This window comes from Plantactinospora sp. BB1, assembly GCF_003030385.1.
Classification (GTDB): Bacteria; Actinomycetota; Actinomycetes; order Mycobacteriales; family Micromonosporaceae; genus Plantactinospora.
The window spans coordinates 4,231,124-4,246,301 of record NZ_CP028159.1 but is presented as its reverse complement, the minus strand read 5'-3'; the positions used below and the strand labels follow the sequence as shown (position 1 = coordinate 4,246,301).

The window sequence follows — 15,178 nt, the reverse complement described above, 5'->3', positions numbered from 1 at the left end:
GGGCCGGTGACCCTCCGGTCGGGGCGGCCGACCTGGCGGCTCGCCGGGGCGGCCGGACGGCCGGAACGTAGGGTGTGGTCGTGGCGACCCTTCTGCTCCTCCGGCACGGCCGGACCACGGCGAACGCCGACGGCGGCCTGGCCGGACGGCAACCCGTGGAACTCGACGAGACCGGCCGGGCCCAGGCGACGGCGGTGGGCGGCCGGCTCCGGGCGATCCCGCTGGCGGCGGTGGTGACCAGCCCGCTGATCCGGTGCCGGCAGACGCTGGAGCTGGCGCTGCCCGACGCCGTACCGACGGTCGAGGAGGGGCTCGTCGAGTGCGACTACGGCGCCTGGCAGGGCCAGCCGCTGAAGAAGCTGGCCAAGGATCCACTGTGGCAGGTGGTGCAGCAGCACCCGAGCGCGGCGGTCTTTCCGGACGGGGAGTCGATGGCCGGGATGGCGGCCCGGGCGGTCGAGGCGGTACGCCGCTGGGACGCCCGGATCACCGCCGAGCACGGGCCGGAGGCGGTCTGGCTGGCGTGCAGCCACGGCGACGTGATCAAGGCCATCGTGGCGGACGCGATGGGCGTACACCTGGACCAGTTCCAGCGGATCGTGGCCGACCCGGGCTCGGTGACCGGGATCCGCTACACCCCGGTCCGCCCGTTCGTGCTGCGGCTCAACGACACCGGCGGTGACCTGACCAGCCTGGTCCCGCCGCGCCCGACCCGGCGCCGCCGGGCCCGCCCGGTCTCCTCCGACGCGGCGGTCGGCGGTGGGGTGGGGGTGGCCGGCGCCGGATCGGCTGGCCCCGCCGGGCGGCGGCGGTGACCGGGCGGCGCCACCGACCCGGGCGGTGCCCCGCAGCGACCGGACCGGGGCGTACGGTGATTCGGGTCGGTGGGCTGCGCGGTGTGGTACCGGGCCGGATAGGGTCGTGGGTATGACCCACCAGGTGCACGCATTCGAGCCGCCCGAGCGGTTCGTCGCCGGAACTGTGGGTCCGCCGGGTGAGCGGACGTTCTTCCTCCAGGCGCGCGGCGGGGGCCGGCTGGTCAGCGTCGCCCTGGAGAAGGTCCAGGTCTCGCTGCTGGCCGAGAAGCTGGAGGAGCTGCTGACCGAGGCGCACCGGCGGTTCGGTGTCGAGCTGCCCGAGCCGCCCCCGGTCACCTCCGACAACGAGCCGCTGGACACGCCGGTCGACGAGGAGTTCCGGGTCGGCACCCTCGGTCTCGCCTTCGACGTCGACACCGCGACGGTCGTGATCGAGGCGATCGCGGCCGGCGAGGCCGAGGCGGAGGTCGAACTCGGCGGCGAGGAAGAGGTCGACGAGGACGAGGAGGAGCCCGACGACGACCTCGACCGGCTCCGGGTCCGGTTGACCCCGCAGGCGGCCCGCGAGTTCATCGAGCGGGCCCGCCGGGTGGTGGCGGCCGGCCGGCCGCCGTGCCCGCTCTGCGGCCAGCCGCTCGACCCGGCCGGCCACCTCTGTCCCCGACACAACGGCTACCACCGGTGACGGTCGCCGTGCTGCCGCCGGGACCGCCCCGGTGACCTCCTCCGAACTGCGACCCGTGCTGGACGAAAGCGACGCGCTGCGCCTCCTGGAAGGGGGCGAATTCGAGCTGGAGGGTCGGCTGGTCGACGCCTCCAACACGACCCTGCGGGGGTTTCTGACCCTGGACGGGGTGACCGCCCGCTGCGTCTACAAGCCGATCCGGGGTGAGCGGCCGCTCTGGGACTTCCCGGACGGGACCCTGGCCGGTCGGGAGGTCTCGGCGTACCTGCTCTCCCGGGCCACCGGGTGGGACCTGGTCCCGCCGACCGTTCTGCGGGACGGTCCGCTCGGCCCCGGCGCCTGCCAGCTCTGGATCGACGAGCCGGAGCAGGCCGAGCCGCTGGTCGGGTTCGTACCGGCCCGGAGCCTGCCGGCCCGGTGGTTCCGGGTCGCGGCCGCCCGGGACGAGGACGGCGCCCCGTACGCCCTGGCGCACGCCGACGACCCCCGGCTGGCTCGGCTCGCCGTCCTCGACGCGGTGATCAACAACGCGGACCGCAAGGGCGGGCACGTGCTCGTCGGGCCGGACGACCGGATCTACGGCGTCGACCACGGCGTCTGCTTCCACTTCGAGGAGAAGCTCCGCACGGTGCTCTGGGGCTGGGCGGGCCGGGACCTGCCGCCGGACGCGCTGGAGATGCTGACCGAGCTGTCCCGGGGGCTGACCGGCCCGCTGGGGGAGAGCCTGGCCGAGCACCTGACCCTCGGCGAGGTCGCCGCGCTGGCCCGCCGGGTCGACCGGCTGCTGGCGACGGCCCGGTTTCCGGAGCCCTCCGAGGAGTGGCCGGCCATCCCCTGGCCGCCGATCTGAGCCGCGCCTCCGGCGCAGCCGTCCCGGGTTTCCGGGCGGGCCGGGCGGTGCTGTCGATCTGATCACCCCTGCCGTCGCGCCGGAGATTCGCGTCGGTCCGGCTGACTAGGCTGGTGACCATGGAAACCTGGATGGGTCACGAGATTCCGCGGCTGCCGGGCAGGGGACCGCGGCTCGCGCTGTACGACTCGGCACGCCGCGGCGTGCACCCGACCCGCCCCTCCGGGCCGGCGACGATGTACGTCTGCGGGATCACTCCGTACGACGCGACCCATCTGGGGCATGCCGCGACGATGATCGCCTTCGACCTCGTACAGCGGGTGTGGCGGGACGGCGGCCATCAGGTCAGCTACGTGCAGAACGTCACCGACATCGACGATCCGCTGCTGGAGCGGGCCGAACGGGACGGCGAGGACTGGGTGGTCCTGGCGATGCGGGAGACCGCGCTGTTCCGGGAGGACATGGAGGCGCTGCGGATGATCCCGCCCGCCCACTACGTCGGCGCCGTCGAGTCGATCCCGGCGATCGCCGAGAAGGTCCGGGTGCTGCTCGACGACGGTGCCGCGTACCGGCTCGACGACGGCACCGGGGACGTCTACTTCGACATCTCCGCCGCGCCCCGGTTCGGCTACGAGTCGAACCTCTCCCGGGCGGAGATGCTCGACTACTTCGCCGAGCGGGGCGGGGATCCGGACCGGGCCGGCAAGCGGGATCCGCTCGATCCGCTGCTCTGGCGTGGCGCCCGGGACGGCGAACCGGCCTGGGAGGGCGGCCCGCTGGGCCCCGGGCGGCCGGGCTGGCACATCGAGTGTGCGGTGATCGCGATGGCGCTGCTCGGCGAGACCATCGACGTCCAAGGCGGCGGCAACGACCTGGTCTTCCCGCACCACGAGTGTTCGGCGGCGCACGCCGAGCGGCTCACCGGGGCGGAGCCGTTCGCCCGGCACTACGTACACGCCGGGATGATCGGCCTGGACGGCGAGAAGATGTCGAAGTCGAAGGGGAACCTGGTCTTCGTCTCCCGGCTCCGGGCCGACCACGTCGACCCGATGGCGGTCCGGCTCGCGCTGCTCGCCGGCCACTACCGCAGCGACCGGGAGTGGACCGACGACCTGCTCAAGGACGCCACCTCGCGGCTGGCCCGGTGGCGGGAGGCCGCCGCCGGGCCGTCCGGGCCCGCCGGCCCGGAGCTGCTGGCCGGGGTACGCGAACGGCTCGCCGACGACCTGGACACGCCGGGCGCGTTGGCCCTGGTGGACCGCTGGGCGGATGCGGCGCTGGCCCGGTCCGGTGCCGATCCGGCCGCGCCGGACCTGATGGCCGCCACCGTGGACGCGCTGCTCGGCATCAAGCTCTGACCGCCCGCGAGGTCCCCTCCGTCTCGCGAGGGGACCTCAGGGGCGGCACTCAGCCGAGCACCAGTCCCGGGTCCGGGTCGGCCTCCGGCGCCGGGCCGGGCACCTGGTACTGCTCGGTCAGCGTGGTCATCGGGCCGGGCCAGGTCGCCTGGGCCACCTCGATCGGCCGGTGGCTGGCGTCGTAGGCGACGTGCAGCAGGTGCAGCACGGGCGTGTCGGGGCGGATCTGGAGGATCTCCGCCTCCTCCCGGCTCGGCTGCCGGGCGCTGATCTGGTCGGTCGCCGAGACGTAGCGCCGGCCGATCGCCTCCTCGGCCTCCTGGTAGAGCGGCCGGCCGTACGCCTCCATCCGCTCCAGGCTGGTGCCGGCGGCGTCGGCGGTGCGGAACCAGGAGGCGCCCACCTCCACCGGGACCTCCTCGGTGCGGACCAGGTGCCGCCGGACGATCAGTTCGGTGCCGTCGGGCACCCCGAAGGCGTCGGCGACCTCCGGCGGGGCCGGTGCCCGGCCGACCTGTACCAGCTGTTGCCGGTACCGGGCGGCCAGGTCGGCGTGGTAGCCCCGGTGGCCGCCGTACCGGCCCCGGGATAGCCGGTTGAGCCGGCGCCGGGTGCCTCGTACGTACGTCCCGGAGCCCGGCTTGGTGATCAGCACGCCCTCCACCCGGAGTTGGTCGATGGCGCGCTGCACGGTCTGCTTGGCCACCCCGAACATCTCGGCGATGGCGGGGATGGAGGGGAGCCGCTCACCGGCCGCCCAGTCGCCCGCCCGGATCCTCGCCCGCAACTGGCCGGCGATCTGCCGGTGGGGGAACTCGGCCGCTCCGGGATTGATCTGCACCGCTCCTCCGTCCGCCCAGGACATGATCCAGCAATAACGCTAGGTTCCTAGGATGCCGTACGGGGTGTGCGCCGGGCAACCGGAACGCTCACGCCGAGAATCGGGAAGCGGCGGCGGTTCAGCGTCGGGAAACGGTCGGTCAGCGTCGGCAAGTGGCCGGTAACCGGCCGAAGAAGCGGCCGAGGAAGCGGCCGAAGGAGCGCCGAAGAACCGGAAGCCCATCGGTCGGCAGATACACGAGGGCCCCCGGTCCGGCCGACTCACCAACGGCGGACCGTCGGCGAGTCGGCAGCGGTCACCAGGGACCCGAGGCGTTCACCGGGAGCTGGCAGCGGTCACCAGGAGCCGGCGGTGGGGCCGGCGGAGCCGCCGCGCCGCCGCAGGTACTTCTCGAACTCCTGGGCGATCTCGTCACCGGTCAGCGGCTGGATGCCGGCGTCGCCGACCCGTTCCTCCAGCTCGCGGACGTACTCGCCGAGTTCGGCGTCCTGCTCGGCGGCGGTGCGGACCCGCTGCTCCCACTCGGCGGCCTCCTCGGCCAGCTCCGACATCGGGACGGGGAGGTCGAGCACCTCCTCGACCCGGTGCAGCAGGGCCAGCGTCGCCTTCGGGCAGGGCGGGTTGTTGGCGTAGTGCGGCACGTGCACCCAGAACGAGACGGCGTCGACCTCGGCCCGGGTGGCGGCGTCGTGCAGTACCCCGACGATCCCGGTCGGGCCGTCGTAGCGGGTCGGGGTGAGCTGGTAGCGCTCGGCGGCGTCCTTGTCCGAGGCGCTGCCGCTGATCGGCAGCGGCCGGGTGTACGGCACGTCGGCGAGCAGCGCGCCGAGTAGCACGATCCGGTTGATTTCGAGGCTGTGGCAGAGCTCCAGCACCTGCTCGCAGAAGGTGCGCCAGCGCATGCTGGGCTCGATGCCCCGGATCAGCACGACGTCGCGGTCCGTACCGTCCGGGCTGGCCCGCATGAACCGGGTGGTCGGCCACTCGACCCGGCGGGTCTCGCCGTCGGCCATCGTGATCGTCGGTCGGCTCACCTGGAAGTCGTAGAAGTCCTCGGGGTCCAGTTCGGTGATCTGGCGCGCCTGCCACACCTGTTCGAGGTGTTCGACCGCCGCGGTGGAGGCGTCGGCCGCGTCGTTCCAGCCCTCGAAGGCCGCGATCGCGACCGGCGAGCGCAGCTCGGGCAGCCCGTCGAACTCGGTCACGCCCTACCCCCAGCGTGCGTGCCACGGCCGAGCCGGGCGGTCCGGAGCCGCGTGGTGGTGCCCCCGATGTGCCTGGTGCCGTCCCTGTTGTCCCTCACGTCCGTCAGCCTACGTCCCTGACTCGGATGCGGCCCGCCGGCCGCGCCGGCTCGGCCCGCCGGGGGAGCGGTCCGGCAGGTCGACCACCATCGGACCGGCCCGGACAACCAGGACAGAAAGGGCGATTGCCCGGCGGACCGTACGTTCGGCAATGGTACGCCCACGTCCGGTTGTCAGCACCCCCGCCGGACTAGCCTGAAGTCGTGCCGACTCCGCTACGTGACGCCCTGGGCGGCCGGGTACTGGTCGCCGACGGCGCGATGGGGACGATGTTGCAGGCGGCCGAGCTGACCCTGGACGACTTCGAGGGGCACGAGGGCTGCAACGAGATACTCAACGTGAGCCGGCCCGACGTCGTCCGGTCGGTGCACGACGGGTACCTCGCCGCCGGGGCCGACTGCGTCGAGACGAACACCTTCGGGACGAACCTCTCCGCGCTGCGCGAGTACGGCATCGAGCACCGGATCGCCGAGCTGGCCGAGGCCGGCGCCCGGCTGGCCCGGCAGGCCGCCGACGCGGCGGGTACCCCGGACCGGCCCCGGTACGTGCTCGGCGCGATGGGGCCGGGGACCAAGCTGCCGACCCTGGGCCACCTCGGCTACGCCGAACTGCGCGACGCGTACCAGGCCAACGCGGCCGGGCTGGTCGCCGGCGGCGCGGACGGGCTGATCGTCGAAACCTGCCAGGACCTGCTCCAGGTCAGGGCGGCGGTCGTCGGGGCCCGGCGGGCGCTGGCCGAGGCCGGCCGGGAGCTGCCGGTGATCTGCCACGTCACGGTCGAGACCACCGGCACGATGCTGCTGGGCACCGAGATCGGCGCGGCGCTGACCGCGCTGGAGCCGCTCGGCATCGACCTGATCGGGCTCAACTGCGCCACCGGGCCGGCCGAGATGACCGAGCACCTGCGCCACCTGTCCCGGCACGCCCGGATCCCGCTGTCGGTGATGCCGAACGCCGGGCTGCCGGAGCTGACCGCCGACGGGGCCCGCTATCCGCTGACCCCGGAGGAGTTGGCGGAGGCGCTGGCCGGCTTCGTCGAGGAGTACGGGCTCTGCCTGGTCGGCGGCTGCTGCGGTACCACGCCCGCGCACATCCGGGCGGTGGTGGACCGGCTCGGTGGCGTGGCGGTGCCGCCCCGGACGCCCGAGCCGGAGCCGGGGGTGGCCAGCCTCTACCACCAGGTGCCGTTCGCCCAGGACGCCAGCGTGCTGATGGTCGGCGAGCGCACCAACGCCAACGGCTCCAGGGCGTTCCGGGAGGCGATGCTGGCCGGTGACTGGCAGGCGTGTGTCGAGATCGCCCGCAGCCAGGCCCGGGACGGTTCGCACCTGCTCGACCTCTGCGTCGACTACGTCGGCCGGGACGGCGTACGCGACATGCGGGAGATCGCCGGCCGGTTCGCCACCGCCTCCACCCTGCCGATCATGCTCGACTCGACCGAGCCGGCGGTGATCGAGGCCGGGCTTGAGATGCTCGGCGGCCGGTGCGTGGTCAACTCGGTGAACTTCGAGGACGGCGACGGCCCCGACTCCCGGTACGCCCGGGTGCTGCCGCTGGTCCGCGAGCACGGCGCCGCGGTGGTGGCGCTGACCATCGACGAGGAGGGTCAGGCCCGGACCGCCGACTGGAAGGTACGGGTGGCGTCCCGGCTGATCGACGACCTCACCGGCCGGTGGGGGATCGACCGCCGCGACATCCTGGTCGACTGCCTCACCTTCCCGGTCGCCACCGGCCAGGAGGAGACCCGGCGGGACGGCATCGAGACGATCGAGGCGATCCGGGAGATCGCCCGCCGCTATCCCGGGGTCAACTTCACGCTCGGCATCTCGAACGTCTCGTTCGGGCTGAACCCGGCGGCCCGGCAGGTGCTCAACTCGGTCTTCCTGCACGAGTGCGTGCAGGCCGGCCTGACCAGCGCGATCGTGCACGCCAGCAAGATCCTGCCGATGGCCAGGATCCCGGACGAGCAGCGCGAGGCGGCGCTGGACCTGGTCTACGACCGGCGCCGGCCCGGCCACGACCCGGTGGCCCGGTTCATCGAACTCTTCGAGGGGGTGGACGCCGCCTCGGCCCGGGCCACCCGGGCGGAGGAGTTGGCCGCGCTGCCGGTCGACGAACGGCTGAAGCGGCGGGTGATCGACGGCGAGCGCAACGGCCTGGAGGCCGACCTCGACGAGGCGTTGACCGGCCGCCCGGCGCTGGCCATCGTCAACGACCTGCTGCTGGACGGGATGAGGGTGGTCGGCGAGCTCTTCGGCGCCGGCCAGATGCAGCTGCCGTTCGTGCTCCAGTCGGCCGAGGTGATGAAGGCGGCGGTGGGCCACCTCGAACCGCACATGGAGAAGTCCGACGACGGCGGCAAGGGCCGGATCGTGCTCGCCACCGTCAAGGGCGACGTGCACGACATCGGCAAGAACCTGGTGGACATCATCCTGACCAACAACGGCTACGAGGTGGTCAACATCGGCATCAAGCAGCCGATCGCGGCGATCCTGGAGGCGGCCGAGGAGCATGCCGTCGACGCCGTCGGGATGTCCGGGCTGCTGGTGAAGAGCACCGTGGTGATGAAGGAGAACCTCGCCGAGATGGCGTCCCGGGGGGTCGCCGGGCGTTGGCCGGTACTGCTCGGCGGTGCGGCGCTGACCCGGTCGTACGTCGAGGACGACCTCCGGTCGACGTACCCCGGCGAAGTGCACTACGCCCGGGACGCCTTCGAGGGACTGTCCCTGATGGACCGGTTGATGGCGGCGAAGCGCGGCGGCGCCCCGGTGGTGGACGCCGAGCGGGAGGCGGCGCTGGCCGCCCGGCGGGCCCGCCGGGACCGGCAGCGGACCCGGGTGGCGGCATCCCTGCCGGAACTCTCCGACGCCTCGGTCCGCTCCGACGTGGCGGTCGACGTGGAGGTGCCGGCGCCGCCGTTCTTCGGTACCCGGGTGGTGAAGGGCATCCCGCTGGCCGACTACGCGGCCCTGCTCGACGAGCGGGCCACCTTCGCCGGCCAGTGGGGGCTGCGCGGGTCGCGCGGCGGCTCCGGGCCGAGCTACGAGGAGCTGGTGGAGACCGAGGGACGGCCCCGGCTGCGCTCCTGGCTGGACCGGCTCGCCGCCGACCGGGTGTTGGAGGCGGCGGTGGTCTACGGCTACTTCCCGGCGTACTCCGACGGCAACGACCTGGTGCTGCTCGACGAGCGGGGCGAGGCCGAACGGGCCCGGTTCAGCTTTCCCCGGCAGCGGCAGGAGCGGCGGCTCTGCCTCGCCGACTTCTTCCGGCCCCGGGGCGAGCGGCTCGACGTCGTCGCGCTGCAACTGGTCACCGTCGGGGAGCCGGTCGGCGAGTACGCCGCGAAGCTCTTCGCCGGGGACGAGTACCGCGACTACCTGGAGGTGCACGGGCTGTCGGTGCAGCTCACCGAGGCACTCGCCGAGTACTGGCACCGCCGGATCCGGGCCGAGCTGACCCTGCCCGACGGCCGTACCGTGGCCGACGACGACCCGGACGACCTCGCCGGGCTGCTGCGTACCGACTACCGGGGCTGCCGGTACGCGTTCGGTTATCCGGCCTGCCCCGACCTGGAGGACCGGGCGAAGCTGGTCGAGCTGCTCGGCGCGGAGCGGATCGGGGTCCGGCTCTCCGAGGAGTTCCAGCTCGTGCCGGAGCAGGCGACCGACGCCATCGTGGTGCACCACCCGGACGCCGGCTACTTCAACGCCAGGTGACCGGCCGTCCCGACCCCGGGTAACCGGCCGGGGTAATTGCCGGCGAACTCCGGCACGGCCGGGAACGCGCTGGATAACCTCCGGATGGAGGCCGAATCCGGCTCGGGTCCGGGCGCGGTCGCCGCCGAGGGGGTGCCATGGCCACGTCGTTCACCCTGGACCGGCCGGGCGGGCCGGCGGCGGACGGGCTACCGGTCGCCTCCGCGGCCCAGCGGTGGATCCTCCGGGCGGTGGCGATCTGCGCGGACCCGTGCCAGATCTGGTTTCTGGAGCGGATGACCGACCGGACCGGTCCGGGGCTGCACGACGACGTCGAGGCGCTGATCGCCGGGGGTGCGCTGGCGGACTCGCCGGCCGGCCTGCGGCCCGGCTCGGTCGAGCTGCGCGACGCCGTCCGCCGGGGCATCCCGCCGTCGCTGCTGGCCGCGCTGCACCACCGGGCCGCCGGGGTACTGGCCGACCAGGCGCGTCCGGCGGCGGCCGCCGAGCACCTGCTCCGGGTGCTGGAACTGGCCGGGCGGGTCGACGTACCCCTGGTTTCCCGGCTGGTCGCGGATCCGGCCCTCGACCCGTCGACGGCGGCCGACCTGCTGCTCGCGGCCCGGGACGGCCGGGATCCCGCGCTCGGTCCGGAGCTGCGCCGCGACTGGGCGCTGGCCGCGGTCGACCACCTGATGCTGGCCGGGCGGGTCGAACCGGCGCTGGCGATCCTGGCCGACGAGATCGCGGCCGACCGGGCCGGGGCCGGACACCGGGCGCTGCTGCTCGGCCGGCTCGGCGCCTGGTACGCCACCGGCCGGCCGTCGCTGGCCTTCGACTACCTGGACCGGGCGCTGGCCCAGCCCGACCTGCGGCCCGGTCACCGGGGCTGGCTGTTGAGCACCCTGGCCGCCGTGGCGGGCCGGCTCGGCCGGCCGGGCTTCGACGCGCTGCTCGCGGCGGCGGACCGGGCCCAGGCCGACGCGCCGACCCCGGACGGCGAGATCCGGTTGGCGCTGGCCCGGGCCGGGAGCGCGCTGGCCGGCGGGGACCTGCCGGCCGCCCGGCGGCTGCTCGGCCGGGTCGACCCGAGCGACCCGGCGGCCCGGGCGCAGGCCGCGTTCCTGCGGGTCGAGCGGATCGCCTGCCAGCTCGCCGGCGGCGACCACGAGGAGGCCGGCACCGCGCTGCGCTTCGCCGAGGTGGACCTGGGCATCCTGGGCGGGGCGGCGCAGCCGATGCTTGCGGCCCTGGACTGCCGGCTCCGGGTCTGTGCCGGTGACCTGCCGGAGGCGTCCGCCCGGGCCGGCCTGGCGCTGCGCCGCCACCCTGCCGACCGGCTTCCCGACGAGGTCCGTGCCGAACTGCTGGCGGTACTGGTGGAGGTGGCCTTCCGGCAGGGCCGGCCGGAGCGCGCCCGCGAGCTGCTGGCCGAGGTCGAGACCCCGATGGACTGGCCCGACGCGCTGCCCTGGGTACGGCTGGCCGGTGCCGCCGCCTTCGATCCGGAACCCGGCCGGCACGCCGGGCTGCTCCGAGCCGCCGTCGACGTGCTGGACCGGTCGCTGCGCCCACTGCTCCTCGTCCCGCAGCAGGCACCGGCGCTGACCCGGGCGGTGCTGCTCCTCGGCGACCAGCACCGGGCGCACCAGCTCGCCGAGCATCTGGTCCGGATCGCGCAGCGGGTGGAGAGCGGACTGTGGTGGGGCGTCGCGCAGCACGTCGCCGGGCTGGTGCAGCGGGACCCGGAGCTGCTGCGCGGTGCGGTGGAACAGTTGCGGGCCACCTCGGCCCGGCCGGTGCTGGCCGACGCGCTGCACGACCTGGCCGGTACGCCCGGGGCCGGGCCGGCGCAGGTCCGGCGGGCGGCCGAGGAGGCCGCCGCCCTCTTCGGCCGGCTCGGCGCCACCGGCGACCAGGAGCGGGCGGTACGCCGGGGGCGTGCCCCGGTGGCGTCGGAGCGCCGGGACCGGGGCGGCGCCGACGCCGCGACGGCGATCGAGGGGGACCGGAGGAGCCGGCACGGCGCCGGGTTCGACGCGTTGACCGCCGCCGAGACCCGGGTCGCCGAACTGCTGGCCGGCGGTGCGACGAAGCAGCAGGCGGCGGCGAGCCTCTTCGTCTCCTTCCACACCGTCGACGCCCAACTCCGCGCCGTGTACGCGAAACTTGGCGTCCGGAACCGGCTGGAGCTGGCCCGGCTCTGGGCCACCCGCACTCCGGCGCCGGGCGATCCGACCCGGCCGCCGCCGGGCACCGAATCGGGCGGGCCGGCGCGGCCGGACTGATCCGACCCGTGGCCGGCCCGGTCGGACGAGCCCCGACGGCGGCTCAGGAGGCGATCGGCCGCTTCGTCCTCGGGATCGACTCGACCAGCGACCGGGGCAGGTTGAGGGTGTCGGCGGCGACCTGCGGCGGGGTGTTCGCCATCCACTGGGCCAGCGAGATGTCCTCGAAGCGCGGGTTGCGGAACATCTCCAGGAAGACCAGCGGCTCCCGGCCGGTGTTCTCGATGTAGTGGCCGTAGGCGAACGGCACGTAGCCGACGTCCCCGGACCGGTAGTCGAAGGTCCGGTTCACCCCCGAGCTGGCGAAGACCCCCATCCGACCGGAACCGGAGATGTAGTACTGCCACTCGTCGTCGGTGGGATGCCAGTGCAGTTCGCGCATCGCGCCCGGCTCGATCTCCACCAGCGCCGCGCAGATGGTCGTCGAGGCGGCGAAGTTGCTCACGTCGGCGATCCGTACCGTGCCGCCGTCGAACCGCTCCGGCGCCTGGGCGTGCAGCCGGTGCTTGAAGGTACGCGGTACGTCCCCGGTGGGGCTGACCACCCGGTCCGACTGCAGCGGGGGCGGCACCTGCCCGGGGAAGATGTACCGCTCCTTCTCCGGCAGGCCGGCGAGCTGGTCCGTACGCCAGCCGAAGTTCTTCGCGATCACCTCTTTCGGGGTGTGTGCGAAGAAGTCGCTGATCAGGAAGGTGGAGTTCTCCGAGAAGCCGCCGTCGTCGAAGACGAGCAGGAACTCCACCCCGGCGTCGAGGGCCTGGATGTGGTGCGGTACCCCCTTCGGGAAGAACCACAGGTCGCCCTGGGAGACGTCGTCGAGGAAGTTGCGCCCCTCCTGGTCGACCGCGCCGATCCGGCAGCTCCCGGCCAGCACGTACGCCCACTCGGCCTCCTTGTGCCAGTGCAGCTCCCGGTAGGCGCCGGGTTGCAGCGCCATGTCGACCCCGGAGAGGGTGCTGGCGATCGGCAACTCGCGCTGGGTCACCTCCCGGGTCCAGCCGCCCTCCTCGATCCGGGTGTGCGCGTTGGAGAACGAGAACTTCAGGTTCGGCACGGTGCCCCGGTCGGTCGGCGGCGGTACCAGCAGGTCCGGGTTCTGCCGGTCCAGCCCGAGGTTGCGGGGCCCCGGGTCGGGGCCGCCCGCCGTGCCGCGCGTCGGTTGGGGCAGGTCGTTGCGGGGTGTCCGGCTCATACCAGTTCTTCCTCTCGTCGGCGCAGATCGTCGGTTCGGGTCCGCGGCCCGGTCGCACCGAGCAGCAGCGTCCGCACCAGCGCCGGTCCGCCGTGCAGCCCGACGGCGGCCGGGATCGCGAGGCAGGTCAGGGCGAGCACCAGTACCGTCCAGAGTGGTGCGCCGGTCAGTGCGGCACCGGCGGTCAGCACGGCGAGGGCGCCGAGGTTGCGCCGGGTCCGGCGCAGCGGCACGATCATGGGAACTCCTTCCGGACGGTGCTGCGGACCGGACGACGGATCGGACGGGCGCCGGCTGCCGGAGCCGGCCCGCCGGCCGGGACGGGGCGGAGAGCGCCGGGCGCGGTGCGCGGGATTGCCGGCGGTGGCCGCGACCGGCCGGTCCCGGCGACCGGTCGTCACGCCATCCGGTCTAGCCGGGAAGCGCGCCGACAATCTCACGTGATCGCGGGAAATGTGCCCGGCCCGGGGCCGCTGACCGGGCAGGGGTTTGGCCCGGTGCGCACGCTGGGAAGTGTTCTGCCCGTCGACCCGTGGAGGCCATGATGCGCCCGTTGCGCCGTACCGGCCGGTTCTGGCCACTGCTCGCGCTGATCGTGACGCTGGTCGTCGCGGGAGCCTGCTTCGTCGGCGGGACGGGCGGGGGCGGTCCGGAGGCACCCGACGATCCGGGTACCTCCGGCGCGAACGGCACCGGCGAGGCCGACGGCACGATGACGGTCGACGAGTTCCGGCGCGACATCGACGGCGCGGTGCGGGTCGCCGAGGAGTACTGGACAGGGCGGTTCAAGGCGTCGGGGGAGCGGTTCCAGCCCATCCGCCGGATCACCGCCTACCAGCGCGAGGGCGAGGTCGACTGCGCCGGCCAGGGACTGCCGCGCAACAACGCCGTCTACTGCTCGGCGGGCGACTTCATCGCGTACGACGTCAACTGGGCGGTCGCCGCCTTCCGGCAGGTCGGCGACGCGTTCCTGTACTACCTGCTCGGGCACGAGTACGCGCACGGCGTGCAGGTGCGGCTCGGCATCCGGTACGAGTTCACCATCCAGCAGGAGTTGCAGGCCGACTGCATGGCCGGGGCGTACCTCGGGGACTCGGTGCGGGCCGGGGCGCTGACGATCGAGGAGGGCGACCTCGACGAGCTGAGCCGGGGCCTGCGGGCGGTGGCCGACGAGCCGGGCCAGCCGTGGTTCGCCGAGGGGGCGCACGGTACCGCCGAGCAGCGCACCGACGCCTTCTTCGGCGGTTACGAGCGGTCGCTGGACGCCTGCGACCTGCGCTGAGCCGGCCCGGGTGCCGACCGGCGCGCCGCCGACCCCGACCCGCCGCGCCACCGACCCCGACCCGGCGGGCCGGCTGAGGCATCCGCCACACTTCGGCGCCGACAGCGGGAGATCGTCGGGCCGCGTTGGCAGGATCGGAGCCGGCAGCTCGCGTCCGATCCGGGAGGACACCCTGAACAGCCAGCATCTCGCCGCGGTGCTCTTCGACATGGACGGCACGCTGGTGGACAGCGAGCGGTTGTGGGACATCGGGCTCCAGGAACTCGCCGCGCACTACGGCGGCACCCTCTCCGACGCGGCCCGGCTCGCCATGGTCGGCACCGACATGGCCGTCTCGATGGAGATCCTGCACACCGACCTCGGGCAGCAGTGGCGGGACCCGGCGGTCAGCGCCGCCTGGGTCGACCGCCGGGTCGGCGAGCTGTTCCTGACCGACCTGAAGTGGCGGCCGGGGGCGCTGGCCCTGGTGACGGCGGTACGCGCCGCCTCGGTGCCGGCCGCGCTGGTCACCTCGACCCGGCGGGCGGTGGTGGAGATCGCGTTGGAGACGCTCGGCCGGGACACCTTCGACGTGGTGGTCTGCGGCGACGAGGTGGCCGCCACCAAGCCCGACCCCGAGCCGTACCTCACGGCGGCCCGGCTGCTGGACGTGCCGATCTCCCGCTGTGTGGCGATCGAGGACTCGCCGACCGGGGTGGCGAGCGCGCTGGCCGCCGGAGCCGCCGTACTCGCCGTGCCGCACGCGGTGCCGATCGACCCGGTCGACGGCGTACGCCTGCTGGAGACGCTGACCGGAGTCGACCTGGACCTGCTCTCCGGCCTGCTCTCCCCGCTCGACCTCTCCCGCTGACCACACCCGCCGGCC

General features: G+C 74.1%; 12 protein-coding genes. 8 read left to right on the top strand and 4 right to left on the bottom strand.

The genetic code is table 11. The annotated features are described in order from the left end of the window. Positions 1–74: 74 nt before the first annotated feature. The 4 genes from C6W10_RS18590 (at position 75) to mshC (ending at position 3,711) form a co-directional block, all read left to right on the top strand. Positions 75–815 (top strand): histidine phosphatase family protein, encoded by a 741-nt coding sequence (locus tag C6W10_RS18590; protein ID WP_107259166.1) that lies wholly within the window; start codon positions 75–77, stop codon positions 813–815. Between the two features lie 112 nt (positions 816–927). Further along, a complete protein-coding gene (locus C6W10_RS18585; protein ID WP_107259165.1) occupies positions 928–1,503 on the top strand; it encodes a DUF3090 domain-containing protein in 576 nt (191 codons plus the stop codon). 31 nt (positions 1,504–1,534) lie between these two features. Further along, entirely contained in the window at positions 1,535–2,353 is an 819-nt protein-coding gene (locus C6W10_RS18580) for an SCO1664 family protein (protein ID WP_107259164.1), read from the top strand. A 119-nt stretch (positions 2,354–2,472) separates the two neighbouring features. Next, positions 2,473–3,711 (top strand): cysteine--1-D-myo-inosityl 2-amino-2-deoxy-alpha-D-glucopyranoside ligase, encoded by a 1,239-nt coding sequence (gene mshC / locus C6W10_RS18575; protein WP_107259163.1) that lies wholly within the window; start codon positions 2,473–2,475, stop codon positions 3,709–3,711. A gap of 49 nt (positions 3,712–3,760) precedes the next feature. On the opposite strand, the gene C6W10_RS18570 is transcribed toward mshC, so the two are convergent. Continuing rightward, on the bottom strand, positions 3,761–4,552 hold the full coding sequence (locus C6W10_RS18570) for a GntR family transcriptional regulator (RefSeq protein ID WP_101371151.1): 792 nt from the start codon (positions 4,550–4,552) through the stop codon (positions 3,761–3,763). A gap of 335 nt (positions 4,553–4,887) precedes the next feature. After that, on the bottom strand, positions 4,888–5,757 hold the full coding sequence (locus C6W10_RS18565) for a PAC2 family protein (protein WP_101366070.1): 870 nt from the start codon (positions 5,755–5,757) through the stop codon (positions 4,888–4,890). A gap of 302 nt (positions 5,758–6,059) precedes the next feature. Between C6W10_RS18565 and metH the strand changes: the two genes are divergently transcribed. Together metH and C6W10_RS18555 are read left to right on the top strand one after the other, a co-directional pair. After that, positions 6,060–9,572, top strand: coding sequence for a methionine synthase (gene metH, locus C6W10_RS18560; protein ID WP_107259162.1), 3,513 nt, complete (start codon positions 6,060–6,062; stop codon positions 9,570–9,572). Positions 9,573–9,709: 137 nt separating this feature from the next. Then, positions 9,710–11,839, top strand: coding sequence for a LuxR family transcriptional regulator (locus C6W10_RS18555; RefSeq protein WP_107259161.1), 2,130 nt, complete (start codon positions 9,710–9,712; stop codon positions 11,837–11,839). Positions 11,840–11,882: 43 nt separating this feature from the next. On the opposite strand, the gene C6W10_RS18550 is transcribed toward C6W10_RS18555, so the two are convergent. Together C6W10_RS18550 and C6W10_RS37400 are read right to left on the bottom strand one after the other, a co-directional pair. Then, positions 11,883–13,031 carry an oxalate decarboxylase family bicupin gene (locus tag C6W10_RS18550; protein WP_107259160.1) on the bottom strand — a complete coding sequence of 383 codons (1,149 nt, stop codon included), beginning with the start codon at positions 13,029–13,031 and terminating at the stop codon, positions 11,883–11,885. Further along, positions 13,028–13,270 carry a hypothetical protein gene (locus C6W10_RS37400; RefSeq protein WP_159079153.1) on the bottom strand — a complete coding sequence of 81 codons (243 nt, stop codon included), beginning with the start codon at positions 13,268–13,270 and terminating at the stop codon, positions 13,028–13,030. The genes C6W10_RS18550 and C6W10_RS37400 overlap by 4 nt, the downstream gene beginning before the upstream one ends. A 302-nt stretch (positions 13,271–13,572) precedes the next feature. Here C6W10_RS37400 and C6W10_RS18540 point away from each other — a divergent pair, with 302 nt between their 5' ends. Both C6W10_RS18540 and C6W10_RS18535 read left to right on the top strand, forming a co-directional pair. Continuing rightward, positions 13,573–14,313: a neutral zinc metallopeptidase gene (locus tag C6W10_RS18540; RefSeq protein ID WP_234359730.1), complete on the top strand. Its 741-nt coding sequence runs from the start codon at positions 13,573–13,575 to the stop codon at positions 14,311–14,313. A 196-nt stretch (positions 14,314–14,509) separates the two neighbouring features. After that, positions 14,510–15,163 carry an HAD family phosphatase gene (locus C6W10_RS18535; RefSeq protein WP_107264070.1) on the top strand — a complete coding sequence of 218 codons (654 nt, stop codon included), beginning with the start codon at positions 14,510–14,512 and terminating at the stop codon, positions 15,161–15,163. Positions 15,164–15,178: the final 15 nt, after the last annotated feature.